The 15,173-nt window shown below is 60.4% G+C and carries 17 protein-coding genes; 10 read left to right on the forward strand and 7 right to left on the reverse strand.

The window, feature by feature from the left end; all coding sequences use genetic code 11:
- Positions 1 to 35: 35 nt before the first annotated feature.
- A complete protein-coding gene (gene glmS, locus NHH73_01605; GenBank protein ID USX27024.1) occupies positions 36 to 1,865 on the reverse strand; it encodes a glutamine--fructose-6-phosphate transaminase (isomerizing) in 1,830 nt (609 codons plus the stop codon).
- A 140-nt stretch (positions 1,866 to 2,005) separates the two neighbouring features.
- On the opposite strand from glmS, the gene NHH73_01610 reads away from it, so the two are divergent.
- On the forward strand, positions 2,006 to 2,458 hold the full coding sequence (locus NHH73_01610; GenBank protein USX27025.1) for an Lrp/AsnC family transcriptional regulator: 453 nt from the start codon (positions 2,006 to 2,008) through the stop codon (positions 2,456 to 2,458).
- Positions 2,459 to 2,521: 63 nt separating this feature from the next.
- Here the strand turns inward: NHH73_01610 and NHH73_01615 are convergent, their stop codons facing one another.
- Positions 2,522 to 2,998 (reverse strand): antibiotic biosynthesis monooxygenase, encoded by a 477-nt coding sequence (locus NHH73_01615; GenBank protein USX27026.1) that lies wholly within the window; start codon positions 2,996 to 2,998, stop codon positions 2,522 to 2,524.
- Between the two features lie 189 nt (positions 2,999 to 3,187).
- On the opposite strand from NHH73_01615, the gene NHH73_01620 reads away from it, so the two are divergent.
- Together NHH73_01620 and NHH73_01625 are read left to right on the forward strand one after the other, a co-directional pair.
- Positions 3,188 to 3,712: a cupin domain-containing protein gene (locus NHH73_01620; protein USX27027.1), complete on the forward strand. Its 525-nt coding sequence runs from the start codon at positions 3,188 to 3,190 to the stop codon at positions 3,710 to 3,712.
- A 136-nt stretch (positions 3,713 to 3,848) separates the two neighbouring features.
- Complete coding sequence (locus tag NHH73_01625) at positions 3,849 to 4,532, forward strand: carboxymuconolactone decarboxylase family protein (GenBank protein ID USX29761.1); 684 nt, start codon at positions 3,849 to 3,851, stop codon at positions 4,530 to 4,532.
- Positions 4,533 to 4,941: 409 nt separating this feature from the next.
- On the opposite strand, the gene glmU is transcribed toward NHH73_01625, so the two are convergent.
- Complete coding sequence (glmU, locus tag NHH73_01630; GenBank protein USX27028.1) at positions 4,942 to 6,318, reverse strand: bifunctional UDP-N-acetylglucosamine diphosphorylase/glucosamine-1-phosphate N-acetyltransferase GlmU; 1,377 nt, start codon at positions 6,316 to 6,318, stop codon at positions 4,942 to 4,944.
- Positions 6,319 to 6,411: 93 nt separating this feature from the next.
- Between glmU and NHH73_01635 the strand changes: the two genes are divergently transcribed.
- The 5 genes from NHH73_01635 to NHH73_01655 all read left to right on the forward strand — a co-directional run bounded on the left by NHH73_01635 (position 6,412) and on the right by NHH73_01655 (position 9,429).
- A complete protein-coding gene (locus NHH73_01635) occupies positions 6,412 to 7,242 on the forward strand; it encodes a DUF6279 family lipoprotein (protein ID USX27029.1) in 831 nt (276 codons plus the stop codon).
- A gap of 65 nt (positions 7,243 to 7,307) precedes the next feature.
- On the forward strand, positions 7,308 to 7,964 hold the full coding sequence (gene rsmD / locus NHH73_01640; protein USX27030.1) for a 16S rRNA (guanine(966)-N(2))-methyltransferase RsmD: 657 nt from the start codon (positions 7,308 to 7,310) through the stop codon (positions 7,962 to 7,964).
- Between the two features lie 107 nt (positions 7,965 to 8,071).
- Positions 8,072 to 8,563: a pantetheine-phosphate adenylyltransferase gene (gene coaD, locus NHH73_01645; protein ID USX27031.1), complete on the forward strand. Its 492-nt coding sequence runs from the start codon at positions 8,072 to 8,074 to the stop codon at positions 8,561 to 8,563.
- 12 nt (positions 8,564 to 8,575) lie between these two features.
- On the forward strand, positions 8,576 to 8,830 hold the full coding sequence (locus NHH73_01650; GenBank protein USX27032.1) for a YfhL family 4Fe-4S dicluster ferredoxin: 255 nt from the start codon (positions 8,576 to 8,578) through the stop codon (positions 8,828 to 8,830).
- A gap of 5 nt (positions 8,831 to 8,835) precedes the next feature.
- The gene (locus tag NHH73_01655; GenBank protein ID USX27033.1) at positions 8,836 to 9,429 is read left to right on the forward strand and encodes a chalcone isomerase family protein; all 594 of its coding nucleotides are present in this window, start codon (positions 8,836 to 8,838) and stop codon (positions 9,427 to 9,429) included.
- A gap of 21 nt (positions 9,430 to 9,450) precedes the next feature.
- Here the strand turns inward: NHH73_01655 and NHH73_01660 are convergent, their stop codons facing one another.
- Positions 9,451 to 9,732, reverse strand: coding sequence for a hypothetical protein (locus NHH73_01660; protein USX27034.1), 282 nt, complete (start codon positions 9,730 to 9,732; stop codon positions 9,451 to 9,453).
- A 171-nt stretch (positions 9,733 to 9,903) separates the two neighbouring features.
- Between NHH73_01660 and NHH73_01665 the strand changes: the two genes are divergently transcribed.
- Positions 9,904 to 10,872, forward strand: coding sequence for a LysR family transcriptional regulator (locus tag NHH73_01665; protein ID USX27035.1), 969 nt, complete (start codon positions 9,904 to 9,906; stop codon positions 10,870 to 10,872).
- Here NHH73_01665 and NHH73_01670 read toward each other — a convergent pair.
- Positions 10,869 to 11,777: an SDR family oxidoreductase gene (locus tag NHH73_01670; GenBank protein ID USX27036.1), complete on the reverse strand. Its 909-nt coding sequence runs from the start codon at positions 11,775 to 11,777 to the stop codon at positions 10,869 to 10,871. The genes NHH73_01665 and NHH73_01670 overlap by 4 nt on opposite strands.
- A gap of 99 nt (positions 11,778 to 11,876) precedes the next feature.
- On the opposite strand from NHH73_01670, the gene NHH73_01675 reads away from it, so the two are divergent.
- On the forward strand, positions 11,877 to 12,803 hold the full coding sequence (locus NHH73_01675; protein USX27037.1) for an AraC family transcriptional regulator: 927 nt from the start codon (positions 11,877 to 11,879) through the stop codon (positions 12,801 to 12,803).
- 106 nt (positions 12,804 to 12,909) lie between these two features.
- Here the strand turns inward: NHH73_01675 and NHH73_01680 are convergent, their stop codons facing one another.
- Positions 12,910 to 14,478, reverse strand: a complete 1,569-nt coding sequence (locus NHH73_01680; GenBank protein USX27038.1) for a methyl-accepting chemotaxis protein — start codon at positions 14,476 to 14,478, stop codon at positions 12,910 to 12,912.
- Positions 14,479 to 14,536: 58 nt separating this feature from the next.
- Positions 14,537 to 14,992, reverse strand: coding sequence for an Lrp/AsnC ligand binding domain-containing protein (locus NHH73_01685; GenBank protein ID USX27039.1), 456 nt, complete (start codon positions 14,990 to 14,992; stop codon positions 14,537 to 14,539).
- Positions 14,993 to 15,173: the final 181 nt, after the last annotated feature.

The following is a 15,173-nucleotide window of genomic DNA, read 5'->3' on the forward strand; positions in this document are numbered from 1 at the left end:
CTTTAGGCAGCCCTGAGCGACTGGTATGAACGCCTCTACTCCACCGTTACCGACTTGGCCAAGTTCCTAGGCTTATCCACATCCGTCCCCCGCGCCAGCGCCGAGTGGTACGCCAGCAGCTGCAACGACACCACATGCAGGATCGGCGACAGCAAACCATAGTGCTCGGGCAAGCGGATCACGTGGATGCCTTCGCCCGAGGTGATGCGCGAATCGACGTCGGCGAACACGTACAGCTGGCCGCCCCGCGCGCGCACTTCCTGCATGTTCGATTTCAACTTCTCGATCAGCGCGTCGTTCGGGGCGATGGTGACGACCGGCATTTCCTCGGTGACCAGCGCCAGCGGGCCGTGCTTCAACTCACCGGCCGGATACGCCTCGGCGTGAATATACGAAATCTCCTTGAGCTTGAGCGCGCCTTCGAGCGCGATGGGGTAGTGCATGCCGCGCCCCAGGAACAGGGCGTTTTCCTTGCGCGCAAAATCGTCGGCCCAGGCGATGATCAACGGTTCCAGCGCCAGCACGGCGGAAATGGCGACCGGCAGGTGGCGCATCGCTTTCAGGTGATGCGTTTCCTCTTCGTCCGTAAGGCGGCCGTTGATTTGCGCCAGCGACAACGTCAGCAGGAACAAGGCGGCCAGCTGCGTGGTGAAGGCCTTGGTGGAGGCTACGCCCACTTCCACGCCGGCACGCGTGATGTATGCCAGCTTGCATTCGCGCACCATGGCGCTGGTGGCGACGTTGCAGATGGTCAGCGTGTGCTCCATGCCGAGGCTGCGCGCGTGCTTGAGCGCGGCCAGGGTGTCGGCCGTTTCGCCGCTTTGCGAGATGGTGACGACCAAGGTGTTGGGATGCGGCACGCTGTCGCGGTAGCGGTATTCGCTGGCGATTTCCACGTTGACCGGGATCTTGGCGACCGATTCGATCCAGTATTTGGCCGTCAAGCCGGAGTAGTAACTGGTGCCGCAGGCGAGGATGAGCACGCGGTCGATCTGCTTGAAGACGTTGTAGGCGCCGTCGCCGAACAGTTCCGGCATGATGCCGGTGACGCCTTCGAGCGTGTCGCCGATGACGCGCGGTTGCTCGAAGATTTCCTTCTGCATGTAGTGGCGGTACGGGCCCAGCTCGGCCGCGCCGGTGTGCGCCAGCACGGTTTTGACTTCACGCTGCACCGGCTTGCCATTGACGTCGACGATCCAGGTGCGGCCCAGTTGCAGGTCGACCACGTCGCCTTCTTCCAGGTAGATGATCTGGTCGGTGGTGCCGGCCAGCGCCATGGCGTCGGAGGCGACAAAGTTTTCGCCCTGGCCGATGCCAACGATCAGCGGCGATCCCTGGCGGGCGGCGACCACGCGGTGCGGCTCTTCGCGGCTGAACACGGCAATGGCGTAGGCGCCCTGCAGGCGTTTGACGGCGTGCTGGACGGTGTCGAACAGGTCGCCGTTGTACATGTGGTCGACCAGGTGGGCGATCACTTCGGTGTCGGTCTGGCTTTGGAAGACGTAGCCGAGCGCGGTTAGTTCGGCGCGCAGTTCGTCGTGGTTTTCAATGATGCCGTTGTGGACCAGGGCGATGCGCGCCTGGTCGGCCGATGGCGAGAAGTGCGGGTGGGCGTTGTGCGAGGCCGGGGCGCCGTGCGTGGCCCAGCGCGTGTGGGCGATGCCGGTGAAGCCTTTCATGTGCGCTTCGTCGATTTGCTTTTCCAGGTCGGCCACGCGCGAGGTGCTGCGCGAGCGTTGCAGTTGCCCGTCGACGTGCAGGGCGACGCCGCAGGAGTCGTAGCCGCGGTATTCCAGGCGCTTGAGGCCTTCGATCAGGATCGGGGTGATGTTGCGTTGCGCTACCGCGCCGACGATGCCGCACATAGAAAACCTCTTCTGTTAAGTTAGGAGGCCATCGTAGAGCAGCCTCTGTGAAATATGCTTTCTTATTAGCTCGTCTTCTGAAATAATATTTCGTCACTTCGATATCGTGAAATATTATTTCATTTGGACGGGAAAATTTTATGGATGAGATAGATCGTCGCATTCTCAATGTGCTGCAGGTTGATGCGTCACAAACCAATAGCGAGCTGGCGCTGGCTGTCCATGTGTCGCCGCCGACTTGTCTGCGCAGGGTCAAGCAATTGACGGAAACCGGCGTTATTCAACGGCAGGTGGCGATTGTCGCGCCCGAAAAGGTGGGGCCGAGCCTGACGGCGATCGTGGAGATTTCGCTGGACGTGCAGGCGGCCGAGCGGATGGCGGAGTTCGAGGCCCATGTGGCCGGGGAAGATGCCGTGCTGCAGTGTTATCGGGTTGCGCCGGGGCCGGATTTCGTGCTGATCGTGCAGGTGGCGGATATGCCTGCATATCATGCGCTGGCGCATCGGTTGTTCGCGACCCAGACCAATGTCAGGAACGTGAAGGCTTACTTTTCTACGTTCCGGAGTAAGTTTGAGACGCGGATTGCGGTTTGAACGGTTATGCGTCCGCAGCCGATAGCGAACGGCTCAGCGAACGGCTCTGTAGCTTCCGGAAAATTATCGATTAATGTTCAACTTCCTGAATATTCCCGGCATGGTGGCTGCGTCCAAGGATTGCATATCAACTAACTTCAGCGATTTGACCATGTGGAGCGTCCCGGATTTGTATTTTTGAAAATGAGGAGTCTTGAGGTGCGCCTCATATGCCTCGCGACTCGCGTACATCTCAAGGATCCTGAACTCGGTATCCTTATCTCGTTGATACATCGGGAAAATCGCAATCACGCCAGGCTCCAGTCTCACCGAGGCTTCCGCTTCGTCTTTGAGGATTGCCTTGTATTGTTCCAGGTACTTTTCGTCCACTTCGATTTCCGAGATGCGCACCATCATTTCCTGAGCTTGCGCGTTCGCTACGTTGCCGCCAATGAGAAGAAAAGCGGCGCCTACTGCCGCGAAGAATTTTCGGATCGGGTTCGACAATGGGCGGCCACGAGTTTTTTGTACCGCCATCGGTTTGTCTTTCCAGCTAGTCATTTCATGACTCCTTTATGGTCTCCATTTCCGATGCAAGGATAGACGGAGATGTGATCGATGCAAATGGAATTTTGGCCCATCGAGAGGATCAGGCAATGAATCGGCAGGATGAGGATACCGTTCCAATCGTGCTGGCCGCAAGCTTGTCGAAGCTACTGAATCGCACTCAATCTTGTTAAAGGAAAGCACATGAATATCAAACCCGGCATGCGGCGTTGGCTTTCGGCAATCATGATCGGCATGTTCGCCATGGCTGGCCTCCACGCACAGGAGGCGCCCGCAGCCAAGACCGGCAATGCGAATGCCAATCCAGCCCAAATGCTGATCGCCCGCGCGGGCAGCCAGGCGTCGACCAAAGGACCCGCGCCGAACTTCACGGGAAGTGTGCGTGTTGATCCACTGTTTGGCGCGCGCGCGCCATCGACCGTGTCCGGCGGTGCAGTGACGTTTGAGCCGGGTGCACGCTCGGCCTGGCATAGCCACCCGATGGGACAGGCACTGATCGTCACTGCAGGTGCGGGACTCATACAGCAGTGGGGCGGTGCCGTAGAGCAAATCCGTCCGGGCGACGTCATCTGGACTCCGCCTGGCGTCAAGCACTGGCATGGTGCCGCGCCAACGACGGCAGTGACGCACATCGCCGTTCAGGAGAGCGCCAATGGCAAGAATGTCGAATGGATGGAGAAAGTCAGCGATGACCAATACAGGCAATAAGCGCGCCCCATCGAAATGGGCAGTGGCCGGCACCGTCGCGCTGTGTGGCATAGCGATGCTTGCCTTGCCAGGCGGTGCGGCCGCACAGGCGCCCAAGCCCGCCAACAGTCGTTCATCCCCATCAAAGGAGATTCAAATGCTTGCTCCCGCACTCGAAAGCTATACCAAAGGCCTGCTACTCGGCGAGGTCTGGGCGCGTCCTGACTTATCGCCACGAGACCGCAGCATTGTCACACTCACGGTGTTGATCGCCAGAAACCAACCCTTGGAGCTGCCGTTTTACCTGAACCGGGCGCTCGACAATGGTGTCACGCCTGGAGAGATATCGGAAATTATCACGCACCTGGCTTTCTATTCCGGCTGGCCGAACGCCATGGCGGCCGTCAGCGCAGCCAAGCCGGTCTTTGCGGAGCGCAAGATCACCAGCGAACAGTTGCCATCGGCGAAAGTGCAATTGTTGCCGCTCGATATGGAAGCGGACGACAAGCGCGCCAAATCGGTCGAGGAAAATTTCGGCAAGGTAGCGCCGGGCGTGGTTCAGTACACGACCAACGCCTTGTTCCGTGATCTCTGGTTGCGCCCTGGCCTGGCGCCTCGCGACCGCAGCATGGTCACTGTCAGCGCGCTTGTCGCTTCTGGCCAGGTGGCGCAAATCACTTACCACCTGAACCGGGCAATGGATAGCGGCCTCACCGAAAAGCAGGCCTCCGAGATGCTTACCCAGTTGGCCTTCTACGCGGGCTGGCCGAACGTGTTTTCTGCCATGCCGGTCTTCAAAGACATATTTGCGAAGCGCACTGTTGATGCGGCAGGTAAGTGAGGTTTCGGGTTCATCATGGGCTGGTTGTCCAACGGTTATACGAGGGTTTTGCACAAGGTTGTTCACATCTTATTTTTAGCTCCCGAGCTTTTCCCGTGGTTTGCACAGCTTGTTCAGAGGCTTTTCACCCGCTTATACCCAGTCTTATCCACATTTAAAAGTTATCCTGCGTTACCCACATGATTTCCCACAGGCTTATCCACAAGACGGCCAATATCACGGCTTAGTGCGGCTTTGCGGATCATCTGCGCTCACCCGGGTGAAGTTGTCCAGCAGATTTCCCCCGCTTATACCCGGCTTCTTCAGGGCTTATCAGCAGGCTTCTCCACATCCTTATCCACAAATAAAAAAGCCGGGATAGTTATCCCGGCTTGTTCTGGTGGATGTCCACACGTTTATCCACAACACCTCATTTTGGCTTTTTGACCGGGCGGCTCCAGTTGTCGATCGTGATCTGGCGCGGACGGGAAATCGTCAGCTTGCCGGCCGGCGCATCCTTGCTCAGGGTGGTGCCGGCGCCAAGGGTGGCGCCTTTGCCTACCGTCACCGGGGCGATCAGCTGGCTGTCGCTGCCGATGAAGGCGTCGTCCTCGATGACCGTGCGCGATTTGTTCACGCCGTCATAGTTACAGGTGATTGTGCCGGCGCCGATGTTGACGCGCGAGCCTATCGTGGCGTCGCCGATGTAGGCCAGGTGGTTGGCCTTGCTGTGCGCGGCGACCTGGCCGTTCTTGATTTCGACGAAGTTGCCAACGTGAACGTCCTCGGCCAGCACCGTGCCCGGGCGCAGGCGCGCATATGGGCCGATGATCGAGACTTCGCCCACCACCGCCTCTTCGATATGGCAGAACGGCTTGATCTGGGCGCCGGCCAGGATGCGGGCGTTGACGATGACATTGTGGGCGGCGACGCGCACGCCGTCACCCAGCTCGACCTTGCCTTCGAACACGCAGCCGACGTCGATGGTGACGTCGCGGCCACAGATCAATTCCCCACGGACATCGATGCGCGCCGGGTCCATCAACGTCACGCCCTGTTCCAGCAGCTTGAGGGCGATGTTGCGCTGATGAATGCGTTCAAGTTCGGCCAGCTGCACTTTGCTGTTGACGCCGGCCACTTCCCACTGCGCCGACGGTTGCGCCGAGACCACCCGCACGCCGTCGGCCACGGCTTGCGCGACGATGTCGGTGAGGTAGTACTCGCCCTGGGCGTTGTTGTTCTTGAGCGCGGCCAGCCAGCGCTTCAGGTGGACGGTCGGCGCGACCATGATGCCGCTGTTAATTTCCTTGATGGCGCGCTCGGCGTCGGTGGCGTCCTTCTGCTCGACGATGCGGACGATCTCGCCGCTCATTGTCCCCCCCTCGCGCACGATGCGGCCCAGCCCGAACGGATCGTCCTGCTCGACCGTCAGGATGCCCAGCTTGTCGTTGCCGGCCACGTCGATCAGCGCCTGCAGCGAGGCGGACGTGGTCAGCGGCACGTCGCCGTACAGGATCAGGGTTGGCACGCTGTCGTCCAGCTCCGGCAGCGCCTGCATGACGGCGTGGCCGGTGCCCAGCTGCGGTTCTTGCAGCGCTGTGGCGACCTTTTCCGGCTGCCTGGCCAGCAGTTCCTGCACGGCAGCGCCCCCATGTCCGTAAATAACGCATAATCGGCTGGCAGACAGGCTGCGCGCGGTATCGAGCACATGCAAAAGCATGGGCTTGCCGGCCAGTGGATGCAAAACCTTCGGCAGCGCGGATTGCATGCGTTTGCCCATACCCGCGGCGAGAATAACGACGTTCATAAGAAGCCAGATAGAGTGAGTGAGTAAATGCAAAAGTCTAACATGCCCCAAAACGGCAACCGAACGCTAAGCCGCCTTTTCCTGATTGCGCTCATGGCAGTGCTGGCCGCGTGCAGTTCGCTGCGCCTGGCCTATAACAATGGCGACACCTTGCTGTACTGGTGGCTGGACGGTTACGTCGATCTGACCTCCGATCAAAAAGGCGTGGTGCAGAAGGAGATCGACAAGCTGTTCAGCTGGCACCGCAAGACCCAGTTGAACGACTACGTGCAGATCCTGCAAACGGGACAAAAGCAGTTGGCCGGCAACCTGACGGCCGCCGACCTGCAAGCCGATTACGACGATATCAAGGGCCGCACGCAGAAACTGCTGCTGAAGGCGGCGCCGGAGCTGGCCGGCCTGGCGACATCGCTGGAGCCGGACCAGATCGACAACCTGGAGAAGAAGTTCGCCTCCAACCTCGACGACTTCCGCAAGAAGAACATGAAGGGCAGCAAGGAAGATCAGCAAAAATTCCGCTACAAGAAATCGATGGAACAGTTCGAACTGTGGTTCGGCAAGTTCTCGAAGACGCAGGAAGAAGAGATCCGCAAGGCTTCCGATGCCCGTCCGCTTGACAACGAAATCTGGCTCAACGAGCGCAAGCGCCGTCAAAACGCCATCCTGAGCCTGGTGCGCAAAGTGAAGCAGGAGAAGTTGAGCAAGGAAGCGACCATTCCGCTGATCAATACGCTGATCAAGGATTCCTTCAACCGTCTGGAGAACTCCGAGCACAAGCAGTTCTTCGAAGCGTCCGAGCAGGGCAGTTTGCAGTTGATTTTGACAGTGGTGAAGATCGCCACGCCGGAACAGAAGGCGCACGCGCAGAAGCGCATGCAGGGCTGGATCGACGACTTCCGCAGCCTGGCGGCGGAGGCCCGCTGACCAGCGCCAGCAAGCCCGTATGGTATAGTGGACCCTGTTGAATCAATGACTTAGAACACAGCCACATGCCAAAGAAGCCAGCAAGCAAAGCCGCAAAACCAGCAAAAGTACCGGTCCACGGTCCCCAGCACAGCAACCAGGTGCGCATCATCGGCGGGGCGTGGAAACGCACTCCGCTGCCGGTATTGAGCGCGCAGGGCTTGCGGCCGACGCCGGATCGCGTGCGCGAGACGGTGTTCAACTGGATCAACCACCAGCGCGACGCCAACTGGGCCGATGCGCAAGTACTGGATCTGTTCGCCGGCAGCGGCGCGCTTGGCTTCGAGGCCGCCAGCCGTGGCGCCAAGTCGGTCATGATGATCGACTCCAACGTGCCAGTCGTGCGACAGCTCGACGAAATCAAGACCAAGCTTAAAGCGGACAATGTGCAGATCATGCGCGGCGACGCGTTGGCGGTGGCACAGTCGGCCGCCGCGCGCGGTCAGAAATTCGACCTGATTTTCCTCGATCCACCCTATCAGCAAGAGTTTTTGGAGCGCTGCCTGCCGCAGTGCACAAGAATCCTGAAAGAGGGCGGCCTGGTGTACGCCGAGTCCGGCGCGGCGCTGGAATTCGACACGGACGCGACGCCCGATTGGATGGCGCAATGGGAAGTGATCCGCGCCGATAAGGCGGGAATGGTATTCTTCCACTTGCTCAAGTTGAAGGCATTAGTGGCTTAGTAACAACTAAGTTGCAACTAGTTCCATGCAAACTGCCCGATATTAAGGCAAACATCGTTTTTCAGGCATAATGCGCGTTCTATATTGGTGCACTGCAGGGAGCCGCAATGGTAGTAGCCGTTTATCCGGGAACGTTCGATCCGCTGACCCGTGGTCATGAGGATCTGGTGCGTCGCGCATCGGGTCTGTTCGACACGCTGGTGGTCGGCGTCGCCGACAGTAAGAACAAGAAACCTTTCTTTTCACTGGAAGAACGCCTGACCATCGCCAACGAAGTGCTGGGGCACTATCCGAACGTGAAAGTGGAAAGTTTCTCCGGTCTGTTGAAGGATTTCGTGCGCGCGCATGATGCCCGCGTCATCGTGCGCGGCCTGCGCGCCGTGTCCGACTTCGAGTATGAGTTCCAAATGGCGGGCATGAACCGCTACCTGCTGCCGGACGTCGAAACCTTGTTCCTGACGCCGTCCGATCAGTACCAGTTCATCTCCGGCACCATCGTGCGCGAAATCGCCGTGCTGGGCGGAGATGTCTCCAAGTTTGTTTTCCCATCGGTCGACCGCTGGCTGCAAAAGAAAATCGCAGCCACCCAGACCGAATAAGCGAGTTCCGTCATGGCCTTAATGATCACCGACGACTGTATCAATTGCGACGTGTGCGAGCCCGAGTGCCCGAACGACGCGATCTACATGGGCGCGGAAATTTACGAAATCAATCCGGACAAGTGCACCGAGTGCGTCGGCCATTTTAATGAGCCGCAATGCCAGCAAGTATGTCCGGTCAGCTGCATCCCCTTCAATCCCGCCTGGCGCGAGACCGAAGAACAACTGCGCGCCAAATACGAGCACCTGCAGGCCGCCAAGGCCTGACCGCCATGCGACGCCGACAACTCATCAAGAGTCTGATGGCGGTGGCCGTGCTGACCGCCGGCGTCCAATTGCCGGCGTTTGCCACTGTCGAGGTGGCAGGCGCCAAGTTCGACGACATCGCCACCGTCGCCGGCAAGGAGCTCAAGCTCAACGGCGCCGGCCTGCGCACCAAGGTTATCTTCAAGCTGTATGCGGCAGCTTTGTACCTGGCCGAAAAGAAAACCACCGTCTCCGACGTGCTCGGCGCCACCGGCCCGCGCCGCGTCAGCATCATCATGCTGCGCGACATCACCTCGGACGACTTCGGCAAATCCTTCATGGAAGGCCTGAGTTCCAACACCGACAAGGTCGAGCGCACCCGCATCCTGCCGCAGACGATGAAGTTCGGCGAAGTGTTCGCGCAAATCCAGACGCTGAAAAAAGGCGACCAGATGCTGCTCGACTGGATACCCGGCGAGGGCACCCAGTGCTATCTGAACGGTAAAAAGCTGGGGGAATTGATGCCGGATGTGGCGTTCTATAACGCCGTGCTGCGTATCTGGCTGGGCGACAAGCCGGTGGACAGCTCGCTCAAGCCCGCCCTGCTGGGCGAGCGCTAACTTCGCTTCTAACTTCTCTTATTAGGCGCGCGAGGCCATCGCGCGCAGCTCGGCGGCATGGCTGGCACCGCATTCGCTGGTGTTGAGCATGCGCTTGAGCATCATCGCATCGCGCATCTGGCGGCGTTGCAGACGTTCTTCCTTGGTCAACTTCGGCTTAACGATCAGCACGGCGGCGCGCGCGCAGCCGCGCAGCAGCGGTTTGAACAAAACCAGCAGGCCCACGGCGACAACGGCGGCCAGCGCCAGCTGTATCGTGGTGAGGAACGAAAGATCTTGGAGTACTGAGCTGATGGTAGACATGATAGACCGGTGCATTTAGAATCAAGTTAACTATAGTGCAGCGCAACATAAGTATCCAATTTACTTCCACGATAACAATTATTCGTTTGGTGAATGGAGAAGCTTATCCTTGACGAGAAATCCATATTTCTCGATACTGTCTTATCCTATTTTCATACTACCTGAGCCAACATGAGCTTTTTGACGCTGGACTTGAATTTGTTACGCGTCTTCGACGCCGTGATGACAGAACAAAATCTGACACGCGCGGCCGGCCATCTGGCCATGACCCAGCCCGCCGTCTCGAACGCGATCAAGCGTCTGCGCGAGAGCCTGGGCGACGAATTGCTGATACGCACCGCCTACGGCGTCAAGCCGACGCCGCGCGCCGAATCGCTGTGGCCGTCCGTGCGCAGCGCGCTGGCCAGCCTGGAAGCGGCCGTGGCGCCGGAAACCTTCGACGTCTCCGCCGCCCACGCGACGTTCCGCATGGCGATGGCCGACGCCACCGCAGCCTTCTGGCTGCCGTCGCTGATGCGTTCGATCGAAGTGGAAGCGCCCGGCGTAAACGTGCGCATGGTGCCGCTGACCACCCGTGAACCGCGGCCGATGCTGCTGCGGGGCGACATCGACCTGGCGGTTGGCTTCTTCCCTGGCGTGGCGGCGCAGCTGTCGTACGAGACGGGGTCGCCGATCCGCCACGAACGGCTGTATTCCGGCCACTATGTTTGCGTGATGCGGCGCGACCATCCGCTGGCCAAGGTCGAGCTGAACCTGGACAACTATTGCAAGGCCAATCACCTGCTGGTGAGTTTCTCGGGCCGCGCGCATGGGCTAGTCGACGAGGCGCTGGCGCAGATCCAGCGCGAGCGGCGGATTTTGCTGACGGTGAACCAGTTCTTCACGGCAGGGCGGGTGGTGGCGAACTCGGATCTGATCACGGTGTTGCCGCGTCACTTGATCGCCTCGACGGGCATGACGGACGCGCTGATCGCCAAGGAATTGCCGTTCCAGCTGCCGGCGGTCCACCTGGACATGCTGTGGCACGAACGCGATGCGCGCAGCCCGGCGCACAAGTGGCTGCGGATGCATCTGGAAGGCATGAACCAGGTGGCGGCGCGCACCGCGCCCGGCAGCGCCCCAAAGAAAGATACCGCTTAAGGGTTCAATTCCCCGGCGAAGTACGCCTCCCGATCCATGTCTTCGAGCAAACCCGGATGCGTTGGCCGCCAGCCCAGCTGCCGCCGCGTCTGCTCGCTCGACGCGGGGCAATCCATGCCGAAGAAGCGCCCTATAAAGCCGAAGTGCCCGGCGGCCTGATCGCCCGACATTCCCACCACCTGCAGGTTCAAGCGCCGGCCGATCACCCCGGCGATCTCGCGTGTCGCCACGCCTTCCTCCGCCACCGCGTGGTACACCGACCCCGCCACGCCGCTCTCCAGCGCCAGCCTGTACAACCGCGCCGCGTCATGCCGGTGCACCGCCGGCCAGCGAGTCATGCCGTCATCGATGTACGCCGAACTTCCCTGCTTGCGCGCGATTCCGATCAGCGCCGGAACGAAGCCATGGTCGCCGTCGCCATGCACCGACGGCGGCAAACGCACCACCGAAGCGCGCACGCCTTGTCCGCCCAGCGCCAGCGCGGCCAGTTCCGACGGGATACGATACGACCCGGCCGAAGCGGCCATCGGCGCATCGCTTTCCACGGAAATCCGGCCGGGCTGCAATATCCCAATGGCCGACGTCACCACGAACGGCTTGCCCGAACCCGCCAACGCCGCCCCCATCGCCTCGATCGCCGCCAGATCGGTTTTGGCCGATTCGGGCATGTTCGAGAAGTCATGGATGAAGGCGGTGTGGATCACGCCATCGCAAGCCTTCGCGGCCGTCACCAGGCTGTCGATATCCAACAGGCTGCCGCGCTGGACCTCGGCGCCCAGCCCCGTCAACGTCGCGGCGGCCTCGTCGCTGCGAGCCAGTCCCAGCACCCGATGGCCGGCTTGCATCAAATCCTCTACAACTGCGGAGCCGACAAAACCTGTCGCTCCCGTCACGAATACACGCATGGTCATTTCCTTGGCTGATTAAAAAGCCAATGATAAAAGCGGAATGTCATCCGATCCATGCTATAAAGTCTGCATTATCTTCGCGTTCGTCCAAAACTCATGGATCCACTCTCCGATGTCCTGGCGCTGCTCAAGCCGCGCAGCTATGTATCGGCCGGCTTCGACGCCGGCGGTGACTGGGCGGTCCGTTATCCGCCCAACATCGGCATCAAATGCTATTCGATCGTCTCCGGACAATGCTGGCTGGCGGTCGACGGCGTCAGCGAACCGACGTTGTTGAAGGCCGGCGATTGTTTCCTGCTGCCGGGCGGGCGACCGTTTGTGATGGGCAGCGACCTGTCGCTGCCGGCGGCCGACTCGGCCGAAGTATTCGCGGCCCCGCGCGTCGCCGGCGTCATCGTGCATAACGGCGGCGGTGCTTGCCTGATGGTCGGCAGCCGCTTTTTCCTCGGCCACAGCCACGGCGAGATCCTGCTGGCCATGCTGCCGCCAATCGTGCACCTGCGGCAGGAGACGGATCAGGCGGCGCTGCTGTGGTCGGTCAAACGCATGATCCAGGAGCTGCATGAACAGCGGCCCGGCAGCTCGCTGATGGCCGAGCACCTGGCGCACATGATGCTGATACTGGCGCTGCGGTTGCACATGGAGGAGAGCGCCAAAGACAAGGGCGCGGACCCGGGCGTGGGCTGGCTGTTCGCGCTGGCCGATCGTCAGATGGGGTTGGCGCTCAGCGCCATGCATGCGGAGCCGGCGCATCGCTGGACATTGGAAGCGTTGGCGCGCCGCGCGGGGATGTCGCGCTCGGCGTTCGCGCTCAAGTTCAAGACGATGGTGGGGGCGTCGGCGATGGACTATCTGACGCGCTGGCGCATGCTGCTGGCCGGAGACAAGTTGCTCAATTCGAGCGCGCCGATTTCGGTGATCGCGCCGTCGCTGGGCTACGAATCGGAAAGCGCCTTCAGCACGGCCTTCAAGCGCGTGATGGGCTGTTCGCCACGGAATTACGTGACTCGTAGGGCGGATTAGCGCGCAGCGCGTAATCCGCCATGGGCCGCCGACGGCGCGTGCATTGGCGGATTACGGCGTTCCGCCTAATCCGCCCTACGTGGATCCACGTTTATTTTGGTGCAGCTCAATGCTTCGTGCTCGAGCGGTAACCGATGCGGAAACCACCCCAATGCTTGCCGTTGACATAAATCGGCGCCGACAGGTCGTGCATCACTTCGCCCGTATCGCGCTTATACGTCTGCAACAGGAACGGCTTGGTATTCGAGCCGCAACGCTTGCCCGTGCGATCGCTGAAAATCCGCTTGGTGCGGTTGTTGACGATGTCGACGTCGTAGTTCCCCGTCAACGGCTGCGAAAACTTTTTGTTATGGGTGGGGAAATAGCCGTTGTTATCCACAGCACCGGCGTAAGCCAGTTGCGGCATGGCCACCAACAGCGCCTCCTGCAATGAAGGCAGCACGCGATCCGTAAAATCATCGAACCTCGTCTTGTGCTTGGGCGGATCGGTATTCGGAATCGGGCTATAAGTCCGGTCGAACAAAGCGTCGCGCGTGATCTTGCCCGACGACAGCGCCGCCTCGAAAATCCGGCCCACTTCCAGCGCCGCCTGCTGCGCGGCATGCCGGATCGCGTCGTGCGACGTGGCGATCGACGACTCGCCCAGCGCACCGGTGATCACCTCGGCCCGCTCAGCCAACGCCATCGCCGAACTGGCGGCGCGCGGCAATTCCTTCTCTGTGGATAACAAGCTGTCGCGGATGCTGGCGATCGCGGCGGCGATTTCCTCGGTGGTGGCGACATGCTCGCGCGAGGCCCGGGCGATCTGGCCGATCTCGTCTTCCGACACGCCGGAGGAACGCTCGATATTACCCAGCAAACCGTGCACCTTCTCCACATTGCCGGCCGCTTCGCTGACCTGCACCGCCAGCGACGTCATGCCGGTGGCGGCCTGTTCCGCCTGCTGATTGATCTCGCGCACCATGGTGCTGATTTCATCGGTCGCTTCCTTGGTGCGCAAGGCCAACTGGCGCACCTCGCTGGCGACGACGGCGAAGCCACGCCCTTGTTCGCCGGCGCGCGCCGCCTCGATGGCGGCATTCAGCGCCAGCAGGTTGGTGCGGGCGGAAATCTCGCTGATGGCCTCGGTGAAGCCGTAGATTTTGCGGGAATTGGTTTGCAGGCTCGTCATGACGGACGCCGCTGTCTGGGCATCCTGGCGCGCGGTGCGGATGCGTTGCAGGCCGTTATCGGCCTCGGTGCGACCGGCAACCGTTTCGCCACGCACCTGGGCGGCGATCTTGGCGGCGCGCTCGGCATTGGCCGCGATGCGCTCTGTGGTCGCGGCGTTCTGCGCCGAACTGTGGACTATGCCGCCGGCGGTGCCGACGTCTAGCTCGATTTTCTTTTTAACGGAATCGACGAAGTACGACGTTTCGGCCGCGCCGATCATGATGGCATCGATTTCGGCGCCCACGGTCTGGGCGAAGTGGCGCACGCCGCCCTCGTCATTGCCCTGGCGCGCCGCCCACCAGGAGATCAGCGCGCCGGCCAACGCCGCCGGCGCGGCCGTATACATCAACGAGGCCTTGTCGCCGGCCGCCAGATTGAACAAGTACGCCAGGCACGTTCCGCCCGCCGTAGCCCCCAACAACCATAATCCACGTTGCACCAACTTCTGCTGCAAAAGCTTCATTTGTCCCCCGTTGACCCCGGCGCTTTGGCGCGTAGCAGGTAATTTTATTTCCTACATACTACTTTATAGGTAACTTGGTGGTATTCTTGACTTCTTCCATCACGGCATAAGTGTGTGTTTCACGCACACCTTTTTGGAGCAGGGTTTTACCCAGGAATTCGCGGTAGGCGGCCATGTCCTTGACCCGGGCCTTGACCAGGTAGTCGAAACCGCCGGCGACCATGTGGCATTCCAGCACTTCCGGAATGACCTGGACGCTGTGTTTGAAGGCGTCGAAGACTTCGGGCGTCGTGCGATCGAGCACGACTTCGATGAAGACGAGCAGGGAAACGTCGAGCAGCTGGGGATTCAGTTGCGCGGTGTAGCCCATGATGTACCCGGACTCGTGCAACTTGCGCACGCGCTCCAGGCAAGCGGCGGGCGACAGGTTCACCCGCGCCGCCAGCTCCACGTTGCTGATGCGGCCGTCGCTCTGCAACTCCATCAAGATTTTTTTGCTGATCTTGTCTAACATTTCCGGGGACTCCCAAATAAATATTATTTGGTTAAATTGTCTCACTAAAAACAATCTATTGCTAGCCCCCTGTAATACCAGAATTAATCCAGAAGAATTCACTTTACAATCGAATCATCAGCAGTTCACGATTCGAGACCACGATTCAACCTCAATTCACGCTCTCAAGCTACCCGCTTGC

This window comes from Oxalobacteraceae bacterium OTU3CINTB1 (assembly GCA_024123955.1).
GTDB lineage: Bacteria > Pseudomonadota > Gammaproteobacteria > Burkholderiales > Burkholderiaceae_D > Rugamonas.

Bases quoted from the DNA above. Each gene is read 5' to 3' on its own strand.
- NHH73_01680 (USX27038.1), bottom strand. From the start codon at position 14,478: ATGAAGCTTTTGCAGCAGAAGTTGGTGCAACGTGGATTATGGTTGTTG.
- NHH73_01625 (USX29761.1), top strand. From the start codon at position 3,849: ATGCTTGCTCCCGCACTCGAAAGCTATACCAAAGGCCTGCTACTCGGC.
- NHH73_01620 (USX27027.1), top strand. From the start codon at position 3,188: ATGAATATCAAACCCGGCATGCGGCGTTGGCTTTCGGCAATCATGATC.
- NHH73_01635 (USX27029.1), top strand. From the start codon at position 6,412: ATGGCAGTGCTGGCCGCGTGCAGTTCGCTGCGCCTGGCCTATAACAAT.
- NHH73_01650 (USX27032.1), top strand. From the start codon at position 8,576: ATGGCCTTAATGATCACCGACGACTGTATCAATTGCGACGTGTGCGAG.
- NHH73_01670 (USX27036.1), bottom strand. From the start codon at position 11,777: ATGCGTGTATTCGTGACGGGAGCGACAGGTTTTGTCGGCTCCGCAGTT.
- glmS (USX27024.1), bottom strand. From the start codon at position 1,865: ATGTGCGGCATCGTCGGCGCGGTAGCGCAACGCAACATCACCCCGATC.
- NHH73_01665 (USX27035.1), top strand. From the start codon at position 9,904: ATGAGCTTTTTGACGCTGGACTTGAATTTGTTACGCGTCTTCGACGCC.
- NHH73_01610 (USX27025.1), top strand. From the start codon at position 2,006: ATGGATGAGATAGATCGTCGCATTCTCAATGTGCTGCAGGTTGATGCG.
- NHH73_01685 (USX27039.1), bottom strand. From the start codon at position 14,992: ATGTTAGACAAGATCAGCAAAAAAATCTTGATGGAGTTGCAGAGCGAC.
- glmU (USX27028.1), bottom strand. From the start codon at position 6,318: ATGAACGTCGTTATTCTCGCCGCGGGTATGGGCAAACGCATGCAATCC.
- NHH73_01660 (USX27034.1), bottom strand. From the start codon at position 9,732: ATGTCTACCATCAGCTCAGTACTCCAAGATCTTTCGTTCCTCACCACG.
- NHH73_01675 (USX27037.1), top strand. From the start codon at position 11,877: ATGGATCCACTCTCCGATGTCCTGGCGCTGCTCAAGCCGCGCAGCTAT.
- rsmD (USX27030.1), top strand. From the start codon at position 7,308: ATGCCAAAGAAGCCAGCAAGCAAAGCCGCAAAACCAGCAAAAGTACCG.
- NHH73_01655 (USX27033.1), top strand. From the start codon at position 8,836: ATGCGACGCCGACAACTCATCAAGAGTCTGATGGCGGTGGCCGTGCTG.
- coaD (USX27031.1), top strand. From the start codon at position 8,072: ATGGTAGTAGCCGTTTATCCGGGAACGTTCGATCCGCTGACCCGTGGT.
- NHH73_01615 (USX27026.1), bottom strand. From the start codon at position 2,998: ATGACTAGCTGGAAAGACAAACCGATGGCGGTACAAAAAACTCGTGGC.